Genomic DNA, 20,774 nt, shown 5'->3' with positions numbered 1-20,774 from the left:
AATATCACCGAAGCCGTGGATGGCAATGGCAATAAACGCATCTATGCATACGATGACAACAACCAGCTGAAATCCATAACCTACCCGGATGGCAGTGAGGAAAAATATCTTTATGGCATTGAGGGAAATCTAAGCAAATTCCAAGACCGCAATGGTATAGTTAATGAATACGCATGGAATGTCTACGGCAGTATGACAGAGCGGAAGGCCGGAGATTTGCAGAATGTCTATGAATATGCGCCTAATGGTCAGCTCACCGCTGCCATATCCAATGGTATGGACTACTGCTACAGCTACGACAAAGATGGTCTGTTGATTGCTAAGAAAGCCAGCGGCAGGACGCTTCTAGCCTATACCTATGACGAACTGGGCCGCAAGACCAGTCAGATTGACATTTCCGGGCGAACAGTCAAATACCAGTTTGACCAGTCAAACCACCTGTGTGATATACGGGATGAATTTGACCGGTCAATTGTCAGATTTGACCGTGACGCAGACGGAGCAGTTCAGAAAATTACTCACGCCAACGGCATGTGGCAGGATATTGCCTATGATGCTGACAAGAATATCACGAGCCTGACCGTAGCCACGCCGGATAAGGTGCTGGCACAGAACACCTATCGTTACGACGGCAATGATCAAAGAATCGAGAAAAATGAGCTGACAGGCAAAACGTTATACACATATGACAGTCTCAATCGCTTGCAACAGGCAGAATATCCGATCTATACGGAACGATTCACCTATGACCAATCAGGCAATCGCCTGACCAGAACGGCAAAGGATATCGAGGAGCAATATGTTTATGATGTCAACAACCGATTGACAAGTCAAATCGTCAACGGACAGGTGGAAAACTATCGCTACGATAACGCAGGCAATCTGCTAAGTGATGCCAACAACACCTACGAATATGACGCGTTCCGCAGAACCAGCAAAGTGACCACGAAAACAGGCCTAACGCAAATAAACCGCTACGATGCCGAAGGCCTCCGTTACGAAATGGAAGAAAACGGTAAGCTGGTGCAGTTCATCTTCAATGAGAACAAGGAAGTAATTGCGGAAAAAGAAGATGGCAATATCACAAGATTAATCCGCTCCAGCGACCTCTGGGCAAGAGAGTCCGAACCGGAAAAGACGTGGTATCACTATGCCAGTGATGAACAGGGAAGTACCATCTTCGTTACGGATGCGCAAGGTGAAGTAAGGAACCGCTACACATACGATGCCTTCGGTAATACGGTAGAAGCAGAAGAACAAATCCCCAACCGCTACCAATACACTGGCCAGCAGTTCGACCCAATAACCCAGCAATACTACCTTCGAGCAAGATTCTACAACCCTGCCATTGCCAGATTCACGCAGGAAGACGAGTATCACGGGGATGGGCTGAATCTTTATGCCTATTGTGCGAATAACCCGGTGGATTATTATGATCCTAGTGGGTATTCGATGATTTGCGATCAAAAAGCAAAATTGTATAATAAATTGCTAGATGAGCGCAAATTGAGTAGGGAACAATATAAAGAACTTAGTCATTATAATAGAGTTAAACGTGGGATAAAATATGGAGAATTAGATGAGTTAGGAAGAGCAACAGGTGCATCAGCTACAATAACAAAAGAAATGCTGGGTACAGGATCTAGTGCTTACCATAAAATTATTCCAGCAGGTTTTGAAGGGAGAAAGGCTAATCATGCAAGAGGCCATCTCATAGCTAGAATGTTAGGTGGGTCGGGGAAAGATGCGAGAAATTTAACAACATTATATCAGAATCCAGTTAATACCCCTTTGATGAGTAATATAGAAAGAAGGGTTAGTGATGTTGTGAAAAATGGCGAAATTGTACATTATAAAGTAGTGCCAGTATATGAAGGGGGAGAACTTATTCCAAAAGCAATAACTATTACTGCAAAAGGAAATAAAGGATTTAGGTTAGGTGTATCTATTTTGAATTTAAAAAAATAGATTGATGATTAATTGCAGGAGGATAATACATATGAATAATGAACTGAAAAATTTTTTAATTAGTACGTATAATGTAGAGAAACATACGACGAAAGAGTGGGAAGAAATACAAATGCTGCATAATGTCAGATTCCCTAGTGATTATATTGAATTTATAGATTGTTATGGCTTGGGAGCTATTGATGATTTTTTATGGATTTATAGTCCGTGGAGCAATAATAAATATTTAAATTTTTTTAAAAGTGGTAAAAGCGCTTTAGAAGCATATGAAGCATGTAAAAATGAATTCCCAAATGAATTCCCGTTTTTGTCATATCCAAAACTAGAAGGATTGTTACCATTTGGAGCTACAGATAATGGAGATAATTTTTATTGGCTAAATACAAGCGAAAATCCGGATTTGTGGAAAATAATTATATATAAGGATAGGTCAGAGGAATATCTTGAATACAATCTCTCACTTACAGAGTTTTTAGTAAGTTTCTTTAAAGGAAAAGTTCAATGCGATATTTTACCGGAGGAATGGCAAGAGGAAACACAAATTATGTTTACTCCCTACATTGAAGAATAAATACTAATTACTTATGCGATGAATAAGAAAAACACTTCTGTAATCGTTGATTGTAGAAGTGTTTTTCTTATATGAGAGGAATGGAGAAAGAACGATAACGATAAAATCAGACGGATCCGAAAGACCTTCTGGGACGCGAAAAGCATTGGAAATTTAACGCCCAAGGCCAGCTTTTGAAGGAAATAAATCCGGACGGCTTAATCACCACCCATACCTATGATGAACAGAACCAGTGCATTCATACGCAGGATAATCTTGGCGGTGAGGTGTGCTATAATTATACGAAGGAAGGCTGGCTCAAGGAAAAGAAGACGAAGCAGTCCGAGGGCAAATGGCAGGTGGAAGCCTGCGAATACGATTATCAGGGGCGCGTGCTCCGCAAGACCGTAAATGGTCAGGAAACGCGCTACTGGTACAAGGACGATTCTCCTGTGCCCTGTGCCATGCGTACTCCCTGCGGGGATGAGTTCCGCTATGAATATGATGAAACAATCCTGTCCTAAAAAGACAATATGATGATTTTCGGAGTCAATATTGGAAATGGCGAGCAAATAACTATATTGGAGGTTTATAATAATGAAAAAATATGAGTGGCAAAAAAATAAGTGAGTATGTTAATGAAAGTCATGTGTCGTTCACAGGAGGGGTAGATGAAAAAAGAATTACAGATATAGAGAGAATTAGGCGTAACACTTCCGGATAGCTATAAATGTTTTTTAAGAAACTATGGAAGTGGTGGACTATTTGGCGTAGAAATTATTGGTTGTGATTATGGTATACCGCCTACGGTTGTTGAATTAACGCAATCGTATAGGGAAGATGATATGCCGATAGATTTTGTAATAATAGAAGATGCTGGTGAATATCAATATTGCTTACAAACGTCAAAAATGAAGGATGGTGAGTGTCCTGTGGTTAATTGGGCGATTGATGAAGATGTTATATTTGAGGCTGACGATTTCTCAGCATTCTTTTTAAGTAGAATATGCGATGGAGAGGAAAATTGGTAAATTCTAAAGTAGTATAGAGAATCGAAAAAATGAGCTGACAGGTAAAACGAGCGTAAAGCTGGAGAATTGCGCAATGTCTATGAGTATGCGCCGAACGGTCAGCTGACCGCCGCTATCACCAATGGCATGGATTACCGCTACAGCTATGACAAAGATGGACTGCTGACCGCTAAGAAAGCCAGCGGCAGGACACTTCTGGGCTATACCTATGACGAACTAGGGCGTAAAACCAGCCAGACGGACATTTCCGGGCGAAAAGTCAAATACCAATTTGACCAATCAAACCACCTGTGTGACATACGGGATGAATTTGACCAGTCAATTGTCAGATTTGACCGTGACGCAGACGGAGCAGTCCAAAAGATTACTCATGCCAATGGAATGTGGCAGGATATTGCCTATGATGCTGATAAGAACATCACCAGCCTGACAGTAGCCACGCCGGATAAGATATTAGCACAGAACACCTACCGCTACGACGGCAATGGTCAGCGCATTGAGAAAAATGAACTGACAGGTAAAACACTCTACACCTACGACAGCCTCAATCGCCTGCAACAGGCAGAATATCCGGGTTATACGGAACGATTCACCTATGACCAAGCAGGAAATCGTTTGACAAGAACGGCCAAAGACATTGAAGAGCAGTATGTTTATGACGTCAACAACCGTCTGACAAATCGAATGGTCAACGGTCAGGTAGAAAACTACCAATATGACCGGTCAGGCAACTTGCTAAGTGATGCCAATAAAACCTACGAGTATGATGCTTTCCGCAGAACCAGCAAAGTGACAACCAAAGCGGGCAATATGCAAATAAACCGCTACGATGCCGAAGGCCTCCGTTACGAAATGGAAGAAAATGGCAAGCTGGTACAGTTCATCTTCAACGAGAACAAGGAAGTAATCGCTGAAAAAGAGGATGGAAACATCATCCGCTTGATTCGGACAAGTGACCTTTGGGCTATGGAATCTGAACCGGAGAAAACATGGTATCACTATGCAAGTGACGAGCAGGGAAGTACCATCTTCATTACGGATAGACAGGGCAAAGTAAAGAACCGTTATGCTTATGATGCTTTTGGTAATACGGTAGAAGCAGAAGAACAAATCTCCAATCGCTACCAATACACAGGTCAGCAGTTCGACCAAATTACCCAGCAATACTACTTGCGGGCAAGATTCTACAATCCGGCAACCGCCAGATTCACACAGGAAGACGAGTATCACGGGGATGGGCTGAATTTATATGCCTATTGTGCTAATAATCCTGTGAATTATTATGATCCGAGTGGATATTATAAAAATCCTGCTGGAGAAATGATAGGCGGGATATCAAAGCGAGAGTTTGACGAATATTTAGGTGATGTTGAAAAGTGTACTGGGAGGAAAATCGGTGTAGAACAAAGAGATAAATTGTATGAATTTTTAAGAACACATGATGTATCAAAACCGGTGGATAAAAAAGAATATGATGACATTTGTAAAGCGTTTAAAAAGGGAAAGATAAGGAGAGACATTAAAGAAAAATGGGCAGACCATTATGGAGAGCCGTGGCCTACTTATCAGAGTGAATATTTTAATAGGCATGGTGTTGGTAATAATGATAAGCTCGGAAAAAATTATGATATGCATCATATAATCCCTAAAAGATATGGTGGACCTAATGAATGGTGGAATATGATTCCGGCTGGCAATCCGGAAGAGCATCAAAGAGGGATTCATCAAAGTGTAAGTTATAGAAGATTATTTCCTAAAGGATAAAGGAGAATTAGTATGAAAACATATAGCTATGAATAACATCCTCAAAAAAGTCGCATTTTGGAACTTACCGAATTCAATGCTTTGCAGGGGATTTTCCCTATAAGAAGATTATATCAAACAAAGGAAAGTCGCACCTTTGTTTTCATTTCTATTTGTGCCGCCAGCGACAGCGGCGGGATGGAGTTTAAAATGAGTGATTATCGTTGGTTAAAAAAATATTCATGTTATGACAAGGATTATGAAAAGAATAGAGGAAAATATAAACATAAATTCACTCCTTTGAGTATAGAAGAAGTAATTAGACAAGAAAAAAGATTAGGTGATAAATTCCCTGCGGAATTAAGGGAGTTTTATATTCAAATTGGATTCGGAATATTAGGCGTTAATAATGATGATTTTTTAAACTTGGTTATGTCACCTAGTGATGTAGTTGATTTTGTTTTAGGAGAAGGGATGTTTGAAAATAACTATTGTAGACAAGATGTAAATCTGCAGACCAAAATGGTGTTTTTTGATACTGGGGATAGCGTGTATTTATGTTTAGATTTAGAAAAAAAAGATGTTGAAGGTAAATGTCCAGTAGTTTATTCATCTGGTATAGAATATGTATATATGGCTGAATCGTTAGAAGAATTTTTGAGAAAAATGGATGAATCACCAAATTATTATGATGATCTTTGGTAAAAATATCCGATAACGCTTAAAGAAACTGTCTCCTATGACCGTGCAGGCCGCAGAATCCAGGTAGAAACCGCCGGTGGCAGTGGCGCAGCTTATGCTTACACCGCCGCCGGCTGGCAGACCAAAATCGAAACCAAGGGCGGTGCAAGCCAATCCTACAACTACGATGCTCAGGGCAATGTCACCGGTATATGTGACGGCAATGGCAACGAAACCAGTTATGTACTGGACAGTTGGGGCCGCATCACTGAAATCCGCAAAGCTGACGGCAGCAAGGAAAACTATGCCTATGACTTCGCTGGAAATATCACCGAAGCTGTGGATGGCAATGGCAATAAACGCATCTATGCATACGATGACAACAACCAGCTAAAGACCATAACCTACCCGGACGGCAGTCAGGAACAATATCTCTACGGTGTAGACGGAAATCTAAGCAAATTCCAAGACCGCAATGGTATAGTTAATGAGTACCAGTGGAATGTCTACGGCAGTATGACAGAGCGGAAGGCCGGAGATTTGCGGAATGTCTATGAATATGCGCCTAATGGTCAGCTCACCGCTGCCATATCCAATGGTATGGATTACCGCTATGCCTATGACAAGGACGGACTGTTAATCAATAAGAAAGCCAGTGGCATAAACTTGCTGGCCTATACCTATGACGAACTGGGCCGCAAGACCAGTCAGATTGACATTTCCGGGCGAACAGTCAAATACCAGTTTGACCAGTCAAACCACCTGTGTGATATACGGGATGAATTTGACCAGTCAATTGTCAGATTTGACCGTGACGCAGATGGAGCAGTTCAGAAAATTACTCACGCCAACGGCATGTGGCAGGATATTGCCTATGACGCTGACAAGAACATCACCAGCCTGACAGTAGCCACGCCGGATAAGATACTGGCACAGAACAACTATCGTTACGACGGCAATGGTCAAAGAATCGAGAAAAATGAGCTGACAGGCAAAACTCTGTACACCTACGATAGCCTTAACCGCCTGCAGCAGTCCGAATATCCGACCTATACGGAACGATTCACCTATGACCAGTCAGGAAACCGCCTGACCAGAACGGCAAAGAATATCGAGGAGCAATATGTTTATGATGTCAATAATCGCTTGATGCAAAGAAGCATCAATGGTCAGGCAGAAAACTACCAATATGACCAGTCAGGCAACTTGCTCCAAGATGCCAATAATACCTACGAATATGACGCATTCCGCAGAAACAGCAAGGTAACGACAAAAGCGGGCATGACCCAAGTAAACCGCTACGATGCCGAAGGTCTCCGCTACGAAATGGAAGAAAACGGCAAGCTGGTACAGTTCATCTTCAACGAGAACAAGGAAGTAATCGCGGAAAAAGAGGATGGAAACATAACCCGCCTGATTCGGACAAGTGACCTTTGGGCTATGGAATCCGAACCGGAGAAAACATGGTATCACTATGCCAGCGATGAACTTGGAAGTACCATATTCATCACCGGGCAGAACAGTGAAGTAAAGAACCGATATGCTTATGATGTCTTTGGTAATACGGTAGACAAGGAAGAGCTAATCCAAAATCGCTATCAATACACCGGTCAGCAGTTCGACTCCATTACCCAGCAATACTACCTGCGGGCAAGATTCTACAATCCGGCAATTGCAAGATTCACGCAGGAAGATGAGTATCAAGGGGATGGGCTTAACCTATATGCTTACTGCGCTAATAATCCTGTTGATTATTATGATCCGAGTGGATATTATAAAAATCCTGCTGGAGAAATGATAGGCGGGATATCGAAGTGTGATTTTGAAGCCTATTTAGGCGATATTGAAAAGTGTACTGGAATAAGTATTAGTGATAAGCAAAGGAAATTATTAGAGGAACATTTAAAAAGTCATGATGTGTCTAGTACTGTGGATAAGGTAACGAAGAAAAAGATTGATACAGAATTTAAACGTAAAAAGGTAAATTTAAGAAAGGAATGGGCAAAAGAATATGGAATTGAATATCCAACATATTCTAAAAAACAGATAGAAGGTAATATAAAATATAAAAAAAGAAAAGTAGGCGAGGCATATGATCTACATCATATAATACCGAGAGCATATGGAGGTCCTAATGAATGGTGGAATATGATCCCAGCAACAAATCCTGTTGAACATCAAGGTGGAATACATAGAAAAGATGGTATTTATAGGAAAATATTCCCTAGGGGTTAATACGGAGGAACAGTTATGAATGATTTTTCTTGGCTGAAAAAATATTCGCACAATGAAAAAGATTTTTTTCAAGAAAGACCTAACGATAAACATAGTTTTTTAAAAATATCTACATTGGAAGTGGAAGAGCAAGAAAAAAAGTTGGGACGAAAATTCCCTAGAGAATTACGCGACTTTTATTTACAAATTGGTGCAGGATCGCTTTGCGTAAACGATCATGAGAATTTTGATGAAATTATGTCACCAGAAGATGTAACAAATTTTATTTTAGGAATGGATTATTTTGAAACATGTTCTTATAGAGATGAATTAGATATGTCTAAATATATGGTTTTTTTTAGTCTAGGAGACAATATATTTTTCAGTTTAGATTTGTCCCAAATGGATGAGAATGGAGTTTGTCCAGTAGTTGATTCTCCAGAGTATACTCCCATTGTTTTAGCAAACTCTATACATGATTTTATATTAAAAATGGAAGAAAAAGTAGATTTTTATAAAGATTTTTGGTAAAGTATGGAAATAATCGAAAAAAGGCTCCTCGCTATTAAGTATGGGTATAGTATAGAAATACTTATGGAAAGGATAAGTAAATATTATGACTAAAAAATACATTGCAGGGCAAATCATTTCTCTGCTTAAAAAATCAAATATGACGATAGAAGATATTATTAGCGCATTGCGATGGGGGGCAAAAGGACATAACTCTACGTTCGGAATGAGAGCGTGATAAAATTTTTGTAAATTAATTTTACATCGAAATCATAAGGTATTCTATGATGAACTAAAATCGAATCATAGAATACCTTTTATCGTGATATGGTAGAATTTTGATGCCCGACCTGCATCTGGAAAAATTCCAGTTGCAGGAGGATGGTACATGGCTGAATCAGCGCGGCGGCAGTGAAGCAATACACCAGCGAAGGCCGTACGCAGAATCTGGTCTACGACAAAGAAGGCAATATAACCGAACGCCAGCTGCCGCAGGAAATGTCCTACCGCTACCAGTACGATAGCGCCGGCCGTCTGACCACAGTCATCGGCAACGATGGCAAGCTGCTCGAAACCGTCGCCTATGATCGCGCGGGCCGCCGCATCAAGGTGGAGACCGCTGGCGGCAGTGGTGCGGCCTACGAATACACTGCCGCTGGCTGGCAGACAAGAATCGAAACCAACGGCGGCGCCAGCCAGGCCTATAACTACGATGCCCAGGGCAATGTCACAGGCATCGTTGACGGCAACGGCAATGAAACGAGCTACATCCTCGACAGCTGGGGGGCGTATCACGGAAATTCGCAAAGCAGACGGCAGTCAGGAAAATTACGCTTATGACTTTGCCGGAAATATCTGTGAAGCCGTAGATGGCAACGGAAATATCCGCAAGTATACCTATGATGACAACAACCAGCTGAAATCCATAACCTACCCGGATGGCAGTGAGGAAAAATATCTCTATGGCATTGACGGAAATCTAAGCAAATTCCAAGACCGCAATGGTATAGTTAATGAGTACCAGTGGAATGTCTACGGGAGCATGACCGAGCGCAAGGCCGGAGATTTGCGTAATGTCTATGAATATGCGCCTAATGGGCAACTCATCGCCGCCATATCTAATGGTATGGATTACCGCTACAGCTACGACAAAGACGGCCTGCTGCTCAATAAGAAAGCCAGCGGCAAAACGCTTTTGGCCTATACTTATGACGAGCTAGGCCGAAAGACCAGCCAAACGGATATTACAGGGCGAAAAGTCAACTACAAATTTGACCAGTCAAATAATCTGGTTGATATATGCAACGAAATTGACCAGTCAATAGTTAGGTTTGACCGTGATGCAGACGGGGCGATAGAAAAAATCACCCATGCCAACGGTATGTGGCAGGATATTGCCTATGATGCAGATAAGAACATTACCCATCTTACAGTAGCAACGCCGGATAAACTGCTGGCGCAGAATACCTACCGCTATGATGGCAATGGCCAAAGAGTCGAGAAAAACGAACTGGCAGGTAAGACACTCTACACCTACGACAGCCTGAATCGTCTGGCACAGGCCGAATATCCGACCTACACGGAGCGATTCACCTATGACCAGTCAGGCAACCGCCTGACCAGAACGGCGAAAGACATTGAGGAACAGTATATTTATGATGTCAATAACCGGCTGACGAAAAGAACCGTCAACGGTCAGGCAGAAAACTATCGCTATGATAACGCAGGCAACCTGCTCCAAGATGCCAACAATACCTACGAATACGACACTTTTCGTAGAACCAGCAAAGTGACAACCAAAGCGGGCCATACGCAAATAAACCGTTATGATGCCGAAGGCCTCCGTTACGAAATGGAAGAAAACGGCAAACTGGTGCAGTTCATCTTCAACGAGAACAAGAAAGTAATTGCGGAAAATGAGGACGGCAACATAACCCGCCTGATTCGGACAAGCGACTTATGGGCTATGGAGTCCGAACCGGAAAAGACATGGTATCACTATGCTGGTGATGAACAGGGAAGTACCATCTTCATTACGGATAAAGCTGGAAGCGTCAAAAACCGTTATGCCTATGATGCATTTGGTAATACCATAGAATCAGCGGAACAGATTCCTAACCGCTACCAATACACTGGCCAGCAGTTCGACCCCATTACCCAGCAATACTACCTGCGGGCAAGATTCTACAATCCAGCCATTGCAAGATTCACACAGGAAGATGAGTATCACGGAGATGGGCTGAATCTTTATGCTTACTGTGCTAATAATCCAGTGGATTATTATGATCCCAGCGGTTATTGTAAAAAGAATGTTTATGCAACTAGCATTGATGATAAAGTTACAAAGATAGATAAACATATCTAGATTCTGAATATAGAACTGTTGTCACGAATGAGGATATATTAGTCTATAGAACCTTTGGAGGATGGGCTGAAGCAGGAGGAAGTTTTGCGACAACGGTTCCAGCAGGTAATCGAATTTCTGCAAAAATTAACACTGCGTTATTGCCGAAATGGAAAAATACTAGGATGTATGAGGCGTGTATTACAGTTCCTAAAGGAACTATATTGCAAATTGGAAAAGTAGCTCCACAAACAACGAATTCTGGTGCTGTGTTAAAGGGATTAGGTGATCAAATATTATTGCCTAGAAATTGGCCGCTAGAATGGATAGATAGTATAAAATGTGTACCTGCTAGATAGAATATGAAAAAGTTAGTTGTTCATTATAGTGAGGTGGTGACCAATAATATTTTTATCGTATATTCTTTATAAAATAATGAATGGAGAGTGCACTAATGAATGATAGAAAAAGAAAAATGATGCTTGATGGGATATCTGAAGTTTTGAGAGATATGGAAAGCCGATATTCTGCTGTTAGATTGGAAGGCGGAATATTGAATCTCATATATATTCGGTATAAAAAAGCTTATGAAATAATTAAAGATAAAAGAGAAAATGAAAAAATAATAGATATAGATGGAGGTGTACGTGCGTATTTGGACTCGTATAGCGATTGGGATAATCCTTTATTGTCCAAAATGGATTATGTAGAAGATTTGTATAGTAAATATATTCGGAAAAGATAATTAAAATTGTAGAATAAATAACCAAAAGGCCGACGGACTGTCAAACTAAGTGCAACACAGCATTCATTGAGCGAAAAGCTGGTGATTTGTGCAATGCCTATGAATATACACTGAACGGACAATTGACTGCCGCCATAGCTAATGGCATGGACTACCGCTACAGCTATGACAAAGACGGCCTGCTGACCGCCAAGAAAGCCAGCGGCAAGACTCTTCTGGCCTATACCTATGACGAGTTAGGCCGCAAGACCAGTCAGATTGACATTTCCGGGCGAAAAGTCAAATACCAATTTGACCAGTCAAATCGACTCGTTGATATATGCAACGAAATTGACCAGTCAATAGTCAGATTTGACCGCGATGCAGACGGTGCAATAGAAAAAATCACCCACGCCAACGGTAGGTATCAGGATATTGCCTATGATGCAGATAAGAATATCACGAGCCTGACAGTAGCCACGCCGGATAAACTGCTGGCGCAGAATACCTACCGCTATGATGGCAACGGTCAGCGGACTGAGAAAAATGAACTGACAGGCAAAACGCTGTACACCTATGACAGCCTGAACCGCCTAGCACAGGCCGAATATCCGACTTATACGGAACGATTCACCTATGACCATGCAGGAAATCGCTTGACCAGAACGGCAAAAGACATTGAGGAACAATATGTTTATGATGTGAACAATCGCTTGATGCAAAGAAGCATCAACGGTCAGGCAGAAAACTACCAATATGACCAGTCAGGCAATCTGCTCCAAGATGCCAATAATACCTACGAATATGACGATTTCCGTCGTACCTCAAAGGTAACAACCAATACTGGAAATACGCAGATAAACCGCTACGATGCCGAAGGTCTCCGTTACGAAATGGAAGAAAACGGCAAATTGGTGCAGTTCATCTTCAACGAGAACAAGGAAGTGATTACGGAACAAGAAGGGGTGAATATCACCCGCCTAATTCGTACCAGCGACCTTTGGGCGATGGAATCCGAGCCGGAAAAAACATGGTATCACTATGCCAGTGATGAGCAGGGAAGTACCATCTTCATTACGGACAAGACTGGTAATGTCAAAAACTGCTATACTTATGATGCCTTTGGTAATACCATAGAATCTGAGGAACAGATTCCCAACCGCTACAAATACACAGGCCAACAGTTCGATCAAATTACTCAGCAATACTACCTGCGGGCAAGATTCTACAATCCGGCAATTGCAAGATTCACGCAGGAAGATGAGTATCAAGGGGATGGGCTGAATCTCTATGCCTACTGTGCTAATAATCCAGTGGATTATTATGATCCGAGCGGGTATTTAAAAAAATGGTTGGATGATAAAACCTTACAACATGTGGCAGATGAAATTCATGAAGCAATTGGGCCTGATGTTCGTGCTAAAAGAAGCCGGACAACAACGGTTACACAAGGGAAGGATTTAAATGGCAAGGTAATTCATACGGTTACATCTAGTAGCCCTAGCGGATTGACTGGAAAACAAAAAAATAAGGCGAGAGAATTGTTAGGGGATGATGTAAAGTTACCAAAGGTAGAGCCAGGTAACAAGGTGCTTCATGAACATCATGGAGAGCAGAGAGGGATTAGAGGGACAGAAGGTCAGTTAGAAAGAGTGCAGGCTTCAAGTTCAGGTGCAAAACATGGTGGCGCTGCATGTAAAGAGTGTGCAGAAGCACAAATGAAAAATGGTGTTCGTAATGCGACGGGCATTCAAGAAAAATTTGGAGGCGAAGGAAGGCGCTTTCCGAAGTGTGGAGGTTAATGTTTATGATTGATTTAAAAAAAGAAATGATTAGAAATTTAGATGCATACTTAAACGTAGAGGAGACACTAAATGTAATTTCATCTTTGGAAGAACAATTTAATCTGGATGAACTGCAAAAAATAAGTGAAGCTGCATGCCAAGAGGGAGCTTGCAAAGAATTGGCATTTTGGGTGGTGCCGTTTCTGTATAATTTAAGTAAAAAGGTATCGGATGACAATAAAATCCAGCTTTATATTGAGGCGGGAATGGTATACGCATATTCTTATGAAATAGAAGAATTTATCTCTCAAGAGTTGAAATTATGTATGGAAAAAGCTAGATATAATTTTCAAGATGATATGATGGAATATGTTTTAAAAAATAGATTTGATATAATAGATGAATACTATTTAATAGGAAGCTTAATTACATTTTATAATCAACGCTTGGGGGCATCGCTGCTATATGGTAATTTGTTTGCGTATGAAAATGATGTAGAATTAGATTTAGAGTGTGTCTATCATCATAAGTTATGTGTTAATATAAAAGATGATGGTGTATGGTGTAACGATAAATTGCAGATTAATAAGGAAAAAATCGAAGGAATAATTCTTTTTATAAAAAAGTGGAAAAAGAAAGATGATGTTAACGATTTATTGGAGTTGGTAAATGCTATTTTACAGAAAGTAAATTTGCCCAAAATGAGAAACGTGGATAAAATGGAATGTAAAGATACCAAAGAGATGTTTGTTATAGTTGGAACTATTTTGAGTTATTTAGGTTATAATGATGAAGCTGGAAAATACTTTTACATGTTAAATGATTTGGAATGCCCTATTTGTAATAATAAGTTTATGATTGCAGAACAATGGGAACTGTAAATAATTAGAAATGAAATAATCAAGTGATGTTGTATTTGTCAGCAGGACGCGGGGGAGCTTGAAGTGAGCTGCGCAATGCGGTCGCCGAAAAAGAAGGGAAGTCTAGTACAGCCTGCGGTGCTGGCGGTATGATATCCACAATAACATCAGCGAGGAAAAGACCTAGCTGACGCCGCAGAGAGAGACGAGCGCAGGCGGCCTACGAATACACCGCCGCAGGCTGGCAGACAAGAATCGCCACCAACGGCGGTGCCAGCCAGGCCTATCACTACGATGCCCAGGGCAATGTCACCGGCATCGTTGACGGCAACGGCAATGAAACGAGCTACGTCCTCGACAGCTGGTGCCGCATCACGGAAATCCGCAAAGCTGACGGCAGTAAGGAAAACTATGCCTATGACTTCATCGGAAATATCACCGAAGCTGTGGACGGCAACGGTAACAAACGCATCTATGCGTTTGATGATAACAACCAGCTGAAATCCATAACCTACCCGGATGGCAGTGAGGAAAAATATCTTTACGGCATTGACGGAAATCTAAGCAAATTCCAAGACCGCAATGGTATAGTTAATGAGTACCAGTGGAATGTCTACGGCAGTATGACCGAGCGGAAGGCCGGTAATCTGCGAAATAGCTACGAATATGCGCCGAATGGTCAGCTGACGGCAGCTATCTCCAATGGTATGGATTATCGCTATGCTTATGATGAGGATGGTCTGTTACTTAATAAGAAAGCCAGCGGCAGGACGCTTCTGGGCTATACCTATGACGAACTAGGGCGTAAAACCAGCCAGACGGACATTTCCGGGCGAAAAGTCAAATAACCAGTTTGACCAGTCAAATCACCTGCTTGACATAAAGGATGAGTTTGACCGGTCAATTGTCAAATTTGACCGTGACGCAGACGGAGCAGTCAAAAAGATTACTCATGCTAACGGCATGTGGCAGGATATTGCCTATGATGCTGACAAGAACATCACGAGCTTATCAGTAGCCACGCCGGATAAGATACTGGAACAGAACACCTACCGCTACGACGGCAACGGTCAGCGGATTGAGAAAAATGAGCTGACAGGCAAAACGCTGTACACCTACGACAGCCTGAATCGTCTGGCACAGGCCGAATATCCGAGCTATACGGAACGATTCACCTATGACCATGCAGGAAATCGCTTGACCAGAACGGCAAAAGACATTGAGGAACAGTATGTTTTATGATGTCAATAATCGGCTGACACAGCGAATGGTCAATGGTCAAGTAGAAATATACCGTTACGATAACGCAGGTAACCTGTTGCAAGATGGCAGTAACAGCTATGAATACGACACCTTCCGTAGAACCAGCAAAGTGACAACCAAGGCAGGCATGACGCAGATAAACCGCTACAATGCCGAAGGACTCCGTTACGAAATGGAAGAAAACGGCAAGCTGGTGCAGTTCATCTTCAACGAGAACAAGGAAGTAATCGCGGAAAAAGAGGATGGAAACATAAATCGCCTAATTCGGACAAGCGACCTTTGGGCCAGGGAATCCGAGCCGGAGAAGACATGGTATCACTATGCCAGTGATGAACAGGGAAGTACCATCTTCATTACGGATAAAGCTGGAAGCGTAAAGAACCGTTATGCCTATGATGCTTTTGGTAATATCATAGAATCAGAGGAACAGATTCATAACCGCTACCAATACACCGGCCAGCAGTTCGACCAGATACCCCAGCAATACTACCTGCGGGAAAGATTCTACAATCCCGCCATCGCCAGATTCACGCAGGAAGACGAGTATCACGGAGATGGGCTGAATCTTTATGCTTACTGTGCTAATAATCCGGTGGATTATTATGATCCGAGCGGGTACTATAAGAATCCTGTTGAAGAAACTATAGGTGGTATATCCAAACGTGATTTTGATGCATATTTGGAAGACATTGAAAAATGGACAGGAAGAAAGATAGGTACAGAACAAAGAGAAAAAATATATGACTTTTTAAGAACTCATGATGTATCTAAACCAATAGATAGAGCAGAATATAATAAAATTAGAGATGATTTTAACAAGAGTTCAACTAAAGAAAGACTTAGAAAAGAGTATTCAGAACATAATAATTTAGATGGCTAGCCAACTTATCAACAAGATTATTTAGATAAGTTTGGTAAGGTAAGTGATGATAGAATAGGCCATAATTATGACTTACATCATATTATTCCTAAAAGATATGGCGGCCCTAATGAATGGTGGAACATGATTCCTGCTGCAAATCCAGAGGAACATCAAAGTGGCATTCATAGAGGGGTGCATAAGAAGTTATTCCCAAGAGTTAAGAAAAGGATGGTTTAAGATGGATTTTTCTTGGTTGAAAAAATATTCGTGTATTGATGATGATTTTGTGAATAATCGACATAAGTATAAACATAAATTTACACCGATAGGCAGTGGGGAAATTGCTGAACAAGAGAAAAGGATGAGGAGACAGTTCCCCAGGGAATTAAAAGAGTTTTATAATCAAATAGGATATGGAGTCTTTGGCGTTAATGATTGTACATATTTGAATTATCTCTTGCCACCTAGAGATGTAGCAGATTCAGTTTTAGAAGAGGGGATATTTGAATATAATGATTTTCTTGATGAGATAGATATGGAAACTAAAATGATTTTTTTTGATACGGGAGATAATACATTCCTTTGTTTGGATTTAGAAAAAATGGATGATGATGGTCGATGTCCGGTTGTCTATACTACAGATACTAAATATGTATGTCTTGCAAGATCTTTAGATGAATTTGTTCGTAAGATGGATGAATCAATTGCCTATTATGCTGATTTGTGGTGATGGTTATCATAATTTTAACTTAAAGGGAGATCGGTCAGATGAATACCATAGAAGAACATAAAAAAGTTTTTGTTAGCATTAGAAGTGATTTATTAGCAGAATGGGAAGAGAATAACAATGAACAGTGGCCGAAATATGGTAAGGCAGTTATGACGATGCGGGGAAGAGTGGTAAGAGCTCCAGGAAATACATATAATGTACTAAAGATAATTCCGTTAGCATGTGGCGGCCCTTTAACATGGTTCAATATACATCCTGCAAGTTGGCCTGAAGAGATTCAGGCCATACATAGGCCGGACGGAATTTGGCAAAAACTATTTGGTAAATTATTCAATAGATAAGAACGGTATGTAAGGAGTAAAATATGTACGAAAAATATAAGCAATTCCTTCACAATGAATCTGAAGCAGAAAATAATGCTATTTGGCATGATGAGCTGGTGTTTTTTCAGATAGATGGCGCAGAGAAAGAAGTGGCATATGTAGAAAATGAATTAGGGATACAATTACCACAGGACTTAAGACGATTTTACAATGAGATAGGATATGGCTTTGTATGTACAAACTACGATAATCTCTTTAATAGGTTGCTATCACCAATAGAAATCTATGACTTTTATAAAGGAATTAATGAGTATGAGAATGATGAAAGGAGGGGAGATTGTTCACTGGAGAGAAATGCTATTGCATTTTATGAGGTATCAGAAGATGTTTTTCTTACCGTGAAAAGTGACGAACAGAATCAGGCGAATATATATTATTTTGATGAATTAATCGCAGAATCTCTAATGGAATTTATAGATAAGATGTTGGAAAAACCAAACTACTATCTTGATTAACTTCTTTAGGGACAGGTTATATGGCGGCGGATTGTCAAGCCACCATAGTACCGCTATAGCTATGACAAAAATGGACTGTTGACTGTCAAGAAAGACAGCGGCAGAGCGTTTCTAGTCTATACCTGTGATGGGGTAGGCCGTAATAGCAGTTAGATTGTAGTGGAAATCTTCTTGAAATCATAAGGTCTTCTATGATGAACTATAATCAAGTCATAGAAGGCCTTTTATCATGATAAGATAGAAAAAGATTATCAAAGAAAAAATATGTCTTTCCCGTGAGAATAACCGGATTACAGTTCGGATGCCCGACCTGCATCTGGAAAAATTCCAGCTGCAGGAAGATAGCACATGACAAAACCAGCGTGGCGGTAGTGAAGCATTAAAGAATCGTTACGCCTATGATGCTTTTGGTAATACGGTAGAAGCAGAAGAACAAGTCTTCAACCGCTACCAATACACAGGCCAACAGTTCGACCAGATAACCCAACAATACTACCTGCGTGCAAGATTCTACAACCCAGCTATTGCCAGATTCACGCAGGAATACGAGTATCACGGGGATGGGCTGAATCTTTACGCTTACTGTGCGAATAACCCGGTGGATTATTATGATCCGAGTGGGTATGACTGTGAATTAAAACAGTCATATAAAAAATATACGCCTGTTCAGTATGAAGGAACGGTAAAAGTTGGTGGTGTTGAGAGAGATGTAAGCAGGAATGTGTTTTAAAATAATGAAATTGATTGGTATAAAAAATTACCGAATGGTAAAACTAATTTAGAATTGGCAATGAGCGGGAATGCACCGATAGGAAAGGATGGTAAGCCAATAGAATTACATCATGTGTTACAAAAAGAGCCGGGGTGCATGGTTGAAATTGAATCAAGTATACACTCCAATAATCATCAAGTATTACATGGCTTGATAGAAGATGGTGATAGTTTTAGAAATGATCCAATATTAAACAAACAATATAAAAACTTTAAAAGGAAATATTGGAGATGGAGTGCTGAAAATGTTAAATAAAGAAGTATATTTAACTTTTAATGAAATTAAAAAGATTATAGAGAGAAATAAAGAAGAAGTATTATTTATAAGTGGTGGTTTATCGGATGTAGATATATTTGAAATGGAAAAAGAGTTGGGTGTTAGATTTCCAATAGAATATAGAATGTTTTTAAAAGAATATGGTGCTAGTTCTGTTTTGGGAATTACGATATTTGGAGTTGCGGCACCACCATATCCAAGTGTGGTTGAAATAACGAAAGAATATAGAAGATATGGTTTGCCTAAAAAATATGTGGTATATGAAAATTGTGATGAATATGTTAATTGTATAGATGTAGATTATGATTCGGCTAAGTATGGGGGAACGATATCTTGGAGTTATGTTGATAAGATTGCATATTATGACAGTAATAATTTCTTTGATTCATATTTGATGGAACTTAGAGAATCGGAAGATAATTTGTAGGTCGTAAATGTGTGATATAGCTGGCAAATAGTAAAAGCAAATATGGCAAAGTCAGCGTGGCGTCAGTGAAGCATTGAAGCTTCGTGAGGAAAAAACAGGCTACCAGCTTATTCTTCCCGCTGAACGGAAATGCTATGCCTTTGATTCCGAAGGTAAGTTGATTTCCCTGCAGCAGAATAACCAGCGATCGGTAAAGCTTACTTATCAGCTTCGGCTATGACAGCCTTGACCATATCGTCAGCGATACCGATGCGTTGGGGAACTCTTATACGGCAGAATTTGACCTGATGGGCAATCTGCGCCGTGAATGCAGCCCTAAGGAAAATGCCAGCGAGGAGCAGTCCCGTTACTGGCGTTATGCCTATGATGGCATGGATAATCCCATTCACACAGAAAGTCCGCTGGGCGTAGTTTATGACAAGGAATATGATGGCGAAAGCCGCTTGACTAAAGAGGTTCACCCAGAGGCGAAAAATGGTGAAGGCACGGCTTATGACTACGATGCCGATGGCCGAAAAATCCGTACCCATTACCCGGACGGCGGCGTGGAGCGCTCTTTCTATGATGCAGAGGGGAATCTCATCAAGAAGGTAACGCCGAACCATTATGATCCGTCAACCGACGACGGCCCCGGAACGACCTACACTTATGACGCAGGCAATCGCCGTACTTCCGTGACAAATGAAGCTGGCGACCTGCTGGAAGTCTCCCGCTATGATGCCAAAGGCCGCTGTGTTTATCATCAGGATGCAGGCCAGCTCGAAGCCAGCCGGAAAGGCATGGTCTATGCCACCACCTATCGCTATGACTTGGTGGGCAACAAGCTGGAGGAGCGTAAGGCCGTTTCCGAAAAAGATGGTGCGATCCAGTACAGCCTGCGGTGCTGGACGTATGATGTTCATAACAATATCACCGAAGAAAAAACATGGCTTACCCTGCAAAGCGAAACCAGTGCCAGCGGTCTGACACGCACAATCTGCAACACCTATGATAAGCAGAATAGGCTTATCCGGGTTACAGACAATTTAGGCGCAGAGGTCAAATACACCTACAACAGCATAGGAAAACGAACCAGTGAGGAGCGCAAGGTCAATGCAGAAGAAACCCAGCTGATAAAATACCTCTATGATGAAACAGGCCGCCTGACCGACAGAGCCGAAAAACTCAACCAAAAGCGCAAAGGCACATGGTGGGCAC

General features: G+C 41.2%; 20 protein-coding genes and 3 pseudogenes. All 23 read left to right on the top strand.

Annotated elements, in window-relative coordinates; translation table 11 throughout:
- Window positions 1-1,968 (top strand): DNA/RNA non-specific endonuclease (locus BLQ59_RS14235; protein ID WP_176756827.1); only part of this gene is annotated, 1,968 nt, incomplete at its 5' end.
- A gap of 31 nt (window positions 1,969-1,999) precedes the next feature.
- Window positions 2,000-2,539, top strand: coding sequence for an SMI1/KNR4 family protein (locus BLQ59_RS14230; protein ID WP_074573493.1), 540 nt, complete (start codon window positions 2,000-2,002; stop codon window positions 2,537-2,539).
- 173 nt (window positions 2,540-2,712) lie between these two features.
- Window positions 2,713-3,042 carry a hypothetical protein gene (locus BLQ59_RS14225; protein WP_074573492.1) on the top strand — a complete coding sequence of 110 codons (330 nt, stop codon included), beginning with the start codon at window positions 2,713-2,715 and terminating at the stop codon, window positions 3,040-3,042.
- Window positions 3,043-3,228: 186 nt separating this feature from the next.
- A pseudogene (locus tag BLQ59_RS16105) lies at window positions 3,229-3,549 on the top strand (SMI1/KNR4 family protein); the annotation flags it as partial.
- A gap of 66 nt (window positions 3,550-3,615) precedes the next feature.
- Window positions 3,616-5,313, top strand: coding sequence for an RHS repeat-associated core domain-containing protein (locus tag BLQ59_RS14215; RefSeq protein WP_074573491.1), 1,698 nt, complete (start codon window positions 3,616-3,618; stop codon window positions 5,311-5,313).
- Window positions 5,314-5,370: 57 nt separating this feature from the next.
- A complete protein-coding gene (locus tag BLQ59_RS14210) occupies window positions 5,371-5,997 on the top strand; it encodes an SMI1/KNR4 family protein (RefSeq protein WP_074573490.1) in 627 nt (208 codons plus the stop codon).
- A 315-nt stretch (window positions 5,998-6,312) separates the two neighbouring features.
- Window positions 6,313-8,208, top strand: a complete 1,896-nt coding sequence (locus BLQ59_RS14200; protein ID WP_074573489.1) for an RHS repeat-associated core domain-containing protein — start codon at window positions 6,313-6,315, stop codon at window positions 8,206-8,208.
- A 15-nt stretch (window positions 8,209-8,223) separates the two neighbouring features.
- Window positions 8,224-8,718: an SMI1/KNR4 family protein gene (locus BLQ59_RS14195; protein WP_074573488.1), complete on the top strand. Its 495-nt coding sequence runs from the start codon at window positions 8,224-8,226 to the stop codon at window positions 8,716-8,718.
- 390 nt (window positions 8,719-9,108) lie between these two features.
- Complete coding sequence (locus BLQ59_RS14190; protein WP_074573487.1) at window positions 9,109-9,537, top strand: RHS repeat domain-containing protein; 429 nt, start codon at window positions 9,109-9,111, stop codon at window positions 9,535-9,537.
- Window positions 9,452-11,062 carry an RHS repeat domain-containing protein gene (locus tag BLQ59_RS14185; protein WP_074573486.1) on the top strand — a complete coding sequence of 537 codons (1,611 nt, stop codon included), beginning with the start codon at window positions 9,452-9,454 and terminating at the stop codon, window positions 11,060-11,062. The genes BLQ59_RS14190 and BLQ59_RS14185 overlap by 86 nt, the downstream gene beginning before the upstream one ends.
- A 433-nt stretch (window positions 11,063-11,495) precedes the next feature.
- On the top strand, window positions 11,496-11,786 hold the full coding sequence (locus tag BLQ59_RS14180; RefSeq protein ID WP_074573485.1) for a hypothetical protein: 291 nt from the start codon (window positions 11,496-11,498) through the stop codon (window positions 11,784-11,786).
- Between the two features lie 86 nt (window positions 11,787-11,872).
- Window positions 11,873-13,567 (top strand): RHS repeat domain-containing protein, encoded by a 1,695-nt coding sequence (locus tag BLQ59_RS14175; RefSeq protein ID WP_074573484.1) that lies wholly within the window; start codon window positions 11,873-11,875, stop codon window positions 13,565-13,567.
- A gap of 5 nt (window positions 13,568-13,572) precedes the next feature.
- Window positions 13,573-14,430: a hypothetical protein gene (locus tag BLQ59_RS14170; RefSeq protein WP_143005375.1), complete on the top strand. Its 858-nt coding sequence runs from the start codon at window positions 13,573-13,575 to the stop codon at window positions 14,428-14,430.
- 425 nt (window positions 14,431-14,855) lie between these two features.
- Window positions 14,856-15,257, top strand: coding sequence for an RHS repeat domain-containing protein (locus BLQ59_RS16600; protein ID WP_074573482.1), 402 nt, complete (start codon window positions 14,856-14,858; stop codon window positions 15,255-15,257).
- Window positions 15,258-15,372: 115 nt separating this feature from the next.
- The gene (locus BLQ59_RS14155; RefSeq protein ID WP_074573481.1) at window positions 15,373-15,651 is read left to right on the top strand and encodes an SLAP domain-containing protein; all 279 of its coding nucleotides are present in this window, start codon (window positions 15,373-15,375) and stop codon (window positions 15,649-15,651) included.
- On the top strand, window positions 15,641-16,552 hold the full coding sequence (locus BLQ59_RS16460; RefSeq protein WP_074573480.1) for an RHS repeat domain-containing protein: 912 nt from the start codon (window positions 15,641-15,643) through the stop codon (window positions 16,550-16,552). Before BLQ59_RS14155 ends, BLQ59_RS16460 begins: the two co-directional genes overlap by 11 nt.
- 220 nt (window positions 16,553-16,772) lie before the next feature.
- On the top strand, window positions 16,773-17,264 hold the full coding sequence (locus BLQ59_RS14145) for an SMI1/KNR4 family protein (RefSeq protein ID WP_074573479.1): 492 nt from the start codon (window positions 16,773-16,775) through the stop codon (window positions 17,262-17,264).
- Window positions 17,265-17,302: 38 nt separating this feature from the next.
- Complete coding sequence (locus tag BLQ59_RS14140; RefSeq protein ID WP_074573478.1) at window positions 17,303-17,605, top strand: hypothetical protein; 303 nt, start codon at window positions 17,303-17,305, stop codon at window positions 17,603-17,605.
- Window positions 17,606-17,628: 23 nt separating this feature from the next.
- On the top strand, window positions 17,629-18,102 hold the full coding sequence (locus BLQ59_RS14135) for an SMI1/KNR4 family protein (RefSeq protein ID WP_074573477.1): 474 nt from the start codon (window positions 17,629-17,631) through the stop codon (window positions 18,100-18,102).
- A 409-nt stretch (window positions 18,103-18,511) separates the two neighbouring features.
- Window positions 18,512-18,832 (top strand): annotated as a pseudogene (locus tag BLQ59_RS16455) (RHS repeat-associated core domain-containing protein); the annotation flags it as partial.
- 54 nt (window positions 18,833-18,886) lie between these two features.
- Entirely contained in the window at window positions 18,887-19,129 is a 243-nt protein-coding gene (locus tag BLQ59_RS15635; protein ID WP_256324694.1) for an HNH/ENDO VII family nuclease, read from the top strand.
- On the top strand, window positions 19,119-19,577 hold the full coding sequence (locus BLQ59_RS14120; RefSeq protein ID WP_074573476.1) for an SMI1/KNR4 family protein: 459 nt from the start codon (window positions 19,119-19,121) through the stop codon (window positions 19,575-19,577). The genes BLQ59_RS15635 and BLQ59_RS14120 overlap by 11 nt, the downstream gene beginning before the upstream one ends.
- A gap of 254 nt (window positions 19,578-19,831) precedes the next feature.
- Window positions 19,832-20,774 (top strand): annotated as a pseudogene (locus tag BLQ59_RS14115) (RHS repeat protein); the annotation flags it as partial.

This window comes from Pseudoselenomonas ruminantium, assembly GCF_900104055.1.
GTDB lineage: Bacteria > Bacillota > Negativicutes > Selenomonadales > Selenomonadaceae > Selenomonas_A > Selenomonas_A ruminantium_C.
Note: the sequence above shows the minus strand (reverse complement) of the source record. Positions and strands in the feature narration are given on the sequence as shown.

Bases quoted from the DNA above. Each gene is read 5' to 3' on its own strand.
- BLQ59_RS14230 (WP_074573493.1), top strand. From the start codon at position 2,000: ATGAATAATGAACTGAAAAATTTTTTAATTAGTACGTATAATGTAGAG.
- BLQ59_RS14195 (WP_074573488.1), top strand. From the start codon at position 8,224: ATGAATGATTTTTCTTGGCTGAAAAAATATTCGCACAATGAAAAAGAT.
- BLQ59_RS14185 (WP_074573486.1), top strand. From the start codon at position 9,452: ATGAAACGAGCTACATCCTCGACAGCTGGGGGGCGTATCACGGAAATT.
- BLQ59_RS14180 (WP_074573485.1), top strand. From the start codon at position 11,496: ATGAATGATAGAAAAAGAAAAATGATGCTTGATGGGATATCTGAAGTT.
- BLQ59_RS14170 (WP_143005375.1), top strand. From the start codon at position 13,573: ATGATTGATTTAAAAAAAGAAATGATTAGAAATTTAGATGCATACTTA.
- BLQ59_RS14155 (WP_074573481.1), top strand. From the start codon at position 15,373: ATGTGGCAGGATATTGCCTATGATGCTGACAAGAACATCACGAGCTTA.
- BLQ59_RS16460 (WP_074573480.1), top strand. From the start codon at position 15,641: ATGTTTTATGATGTCAATAATCGGCTGACACAGCGAATGGTCAATGGT.
- BLQ59_RS14145 (WP_074573479.1), top strand. From the start codon at position 16,773: ATGGATTTTTCTTGGTTGAAAAAATATTCGTGTATTGATGATGATTTT.
- BLQ59_RS14140 (WP_074573478.1), top strand. From the start codon at position 17,303: ATGAATACCATAGAAGAACATAAAAAAGTTTTTGTTAGCATTAGAAGT.
- BLQ59_RS14135 (WP_074573477.1), top strand. From the start codon at position 17,629: ATGTACGAAAAATATAAGCAATTCCTTCACAATGAATCTGAAGCAGAA.
- BLQ59_RS14120 (WP_074573476.1), top strand. From the start codon at position 19,119: ATGTTAAATAAAGAAGTATATTTAACTTTTAATGAAATTAAAAAGATT.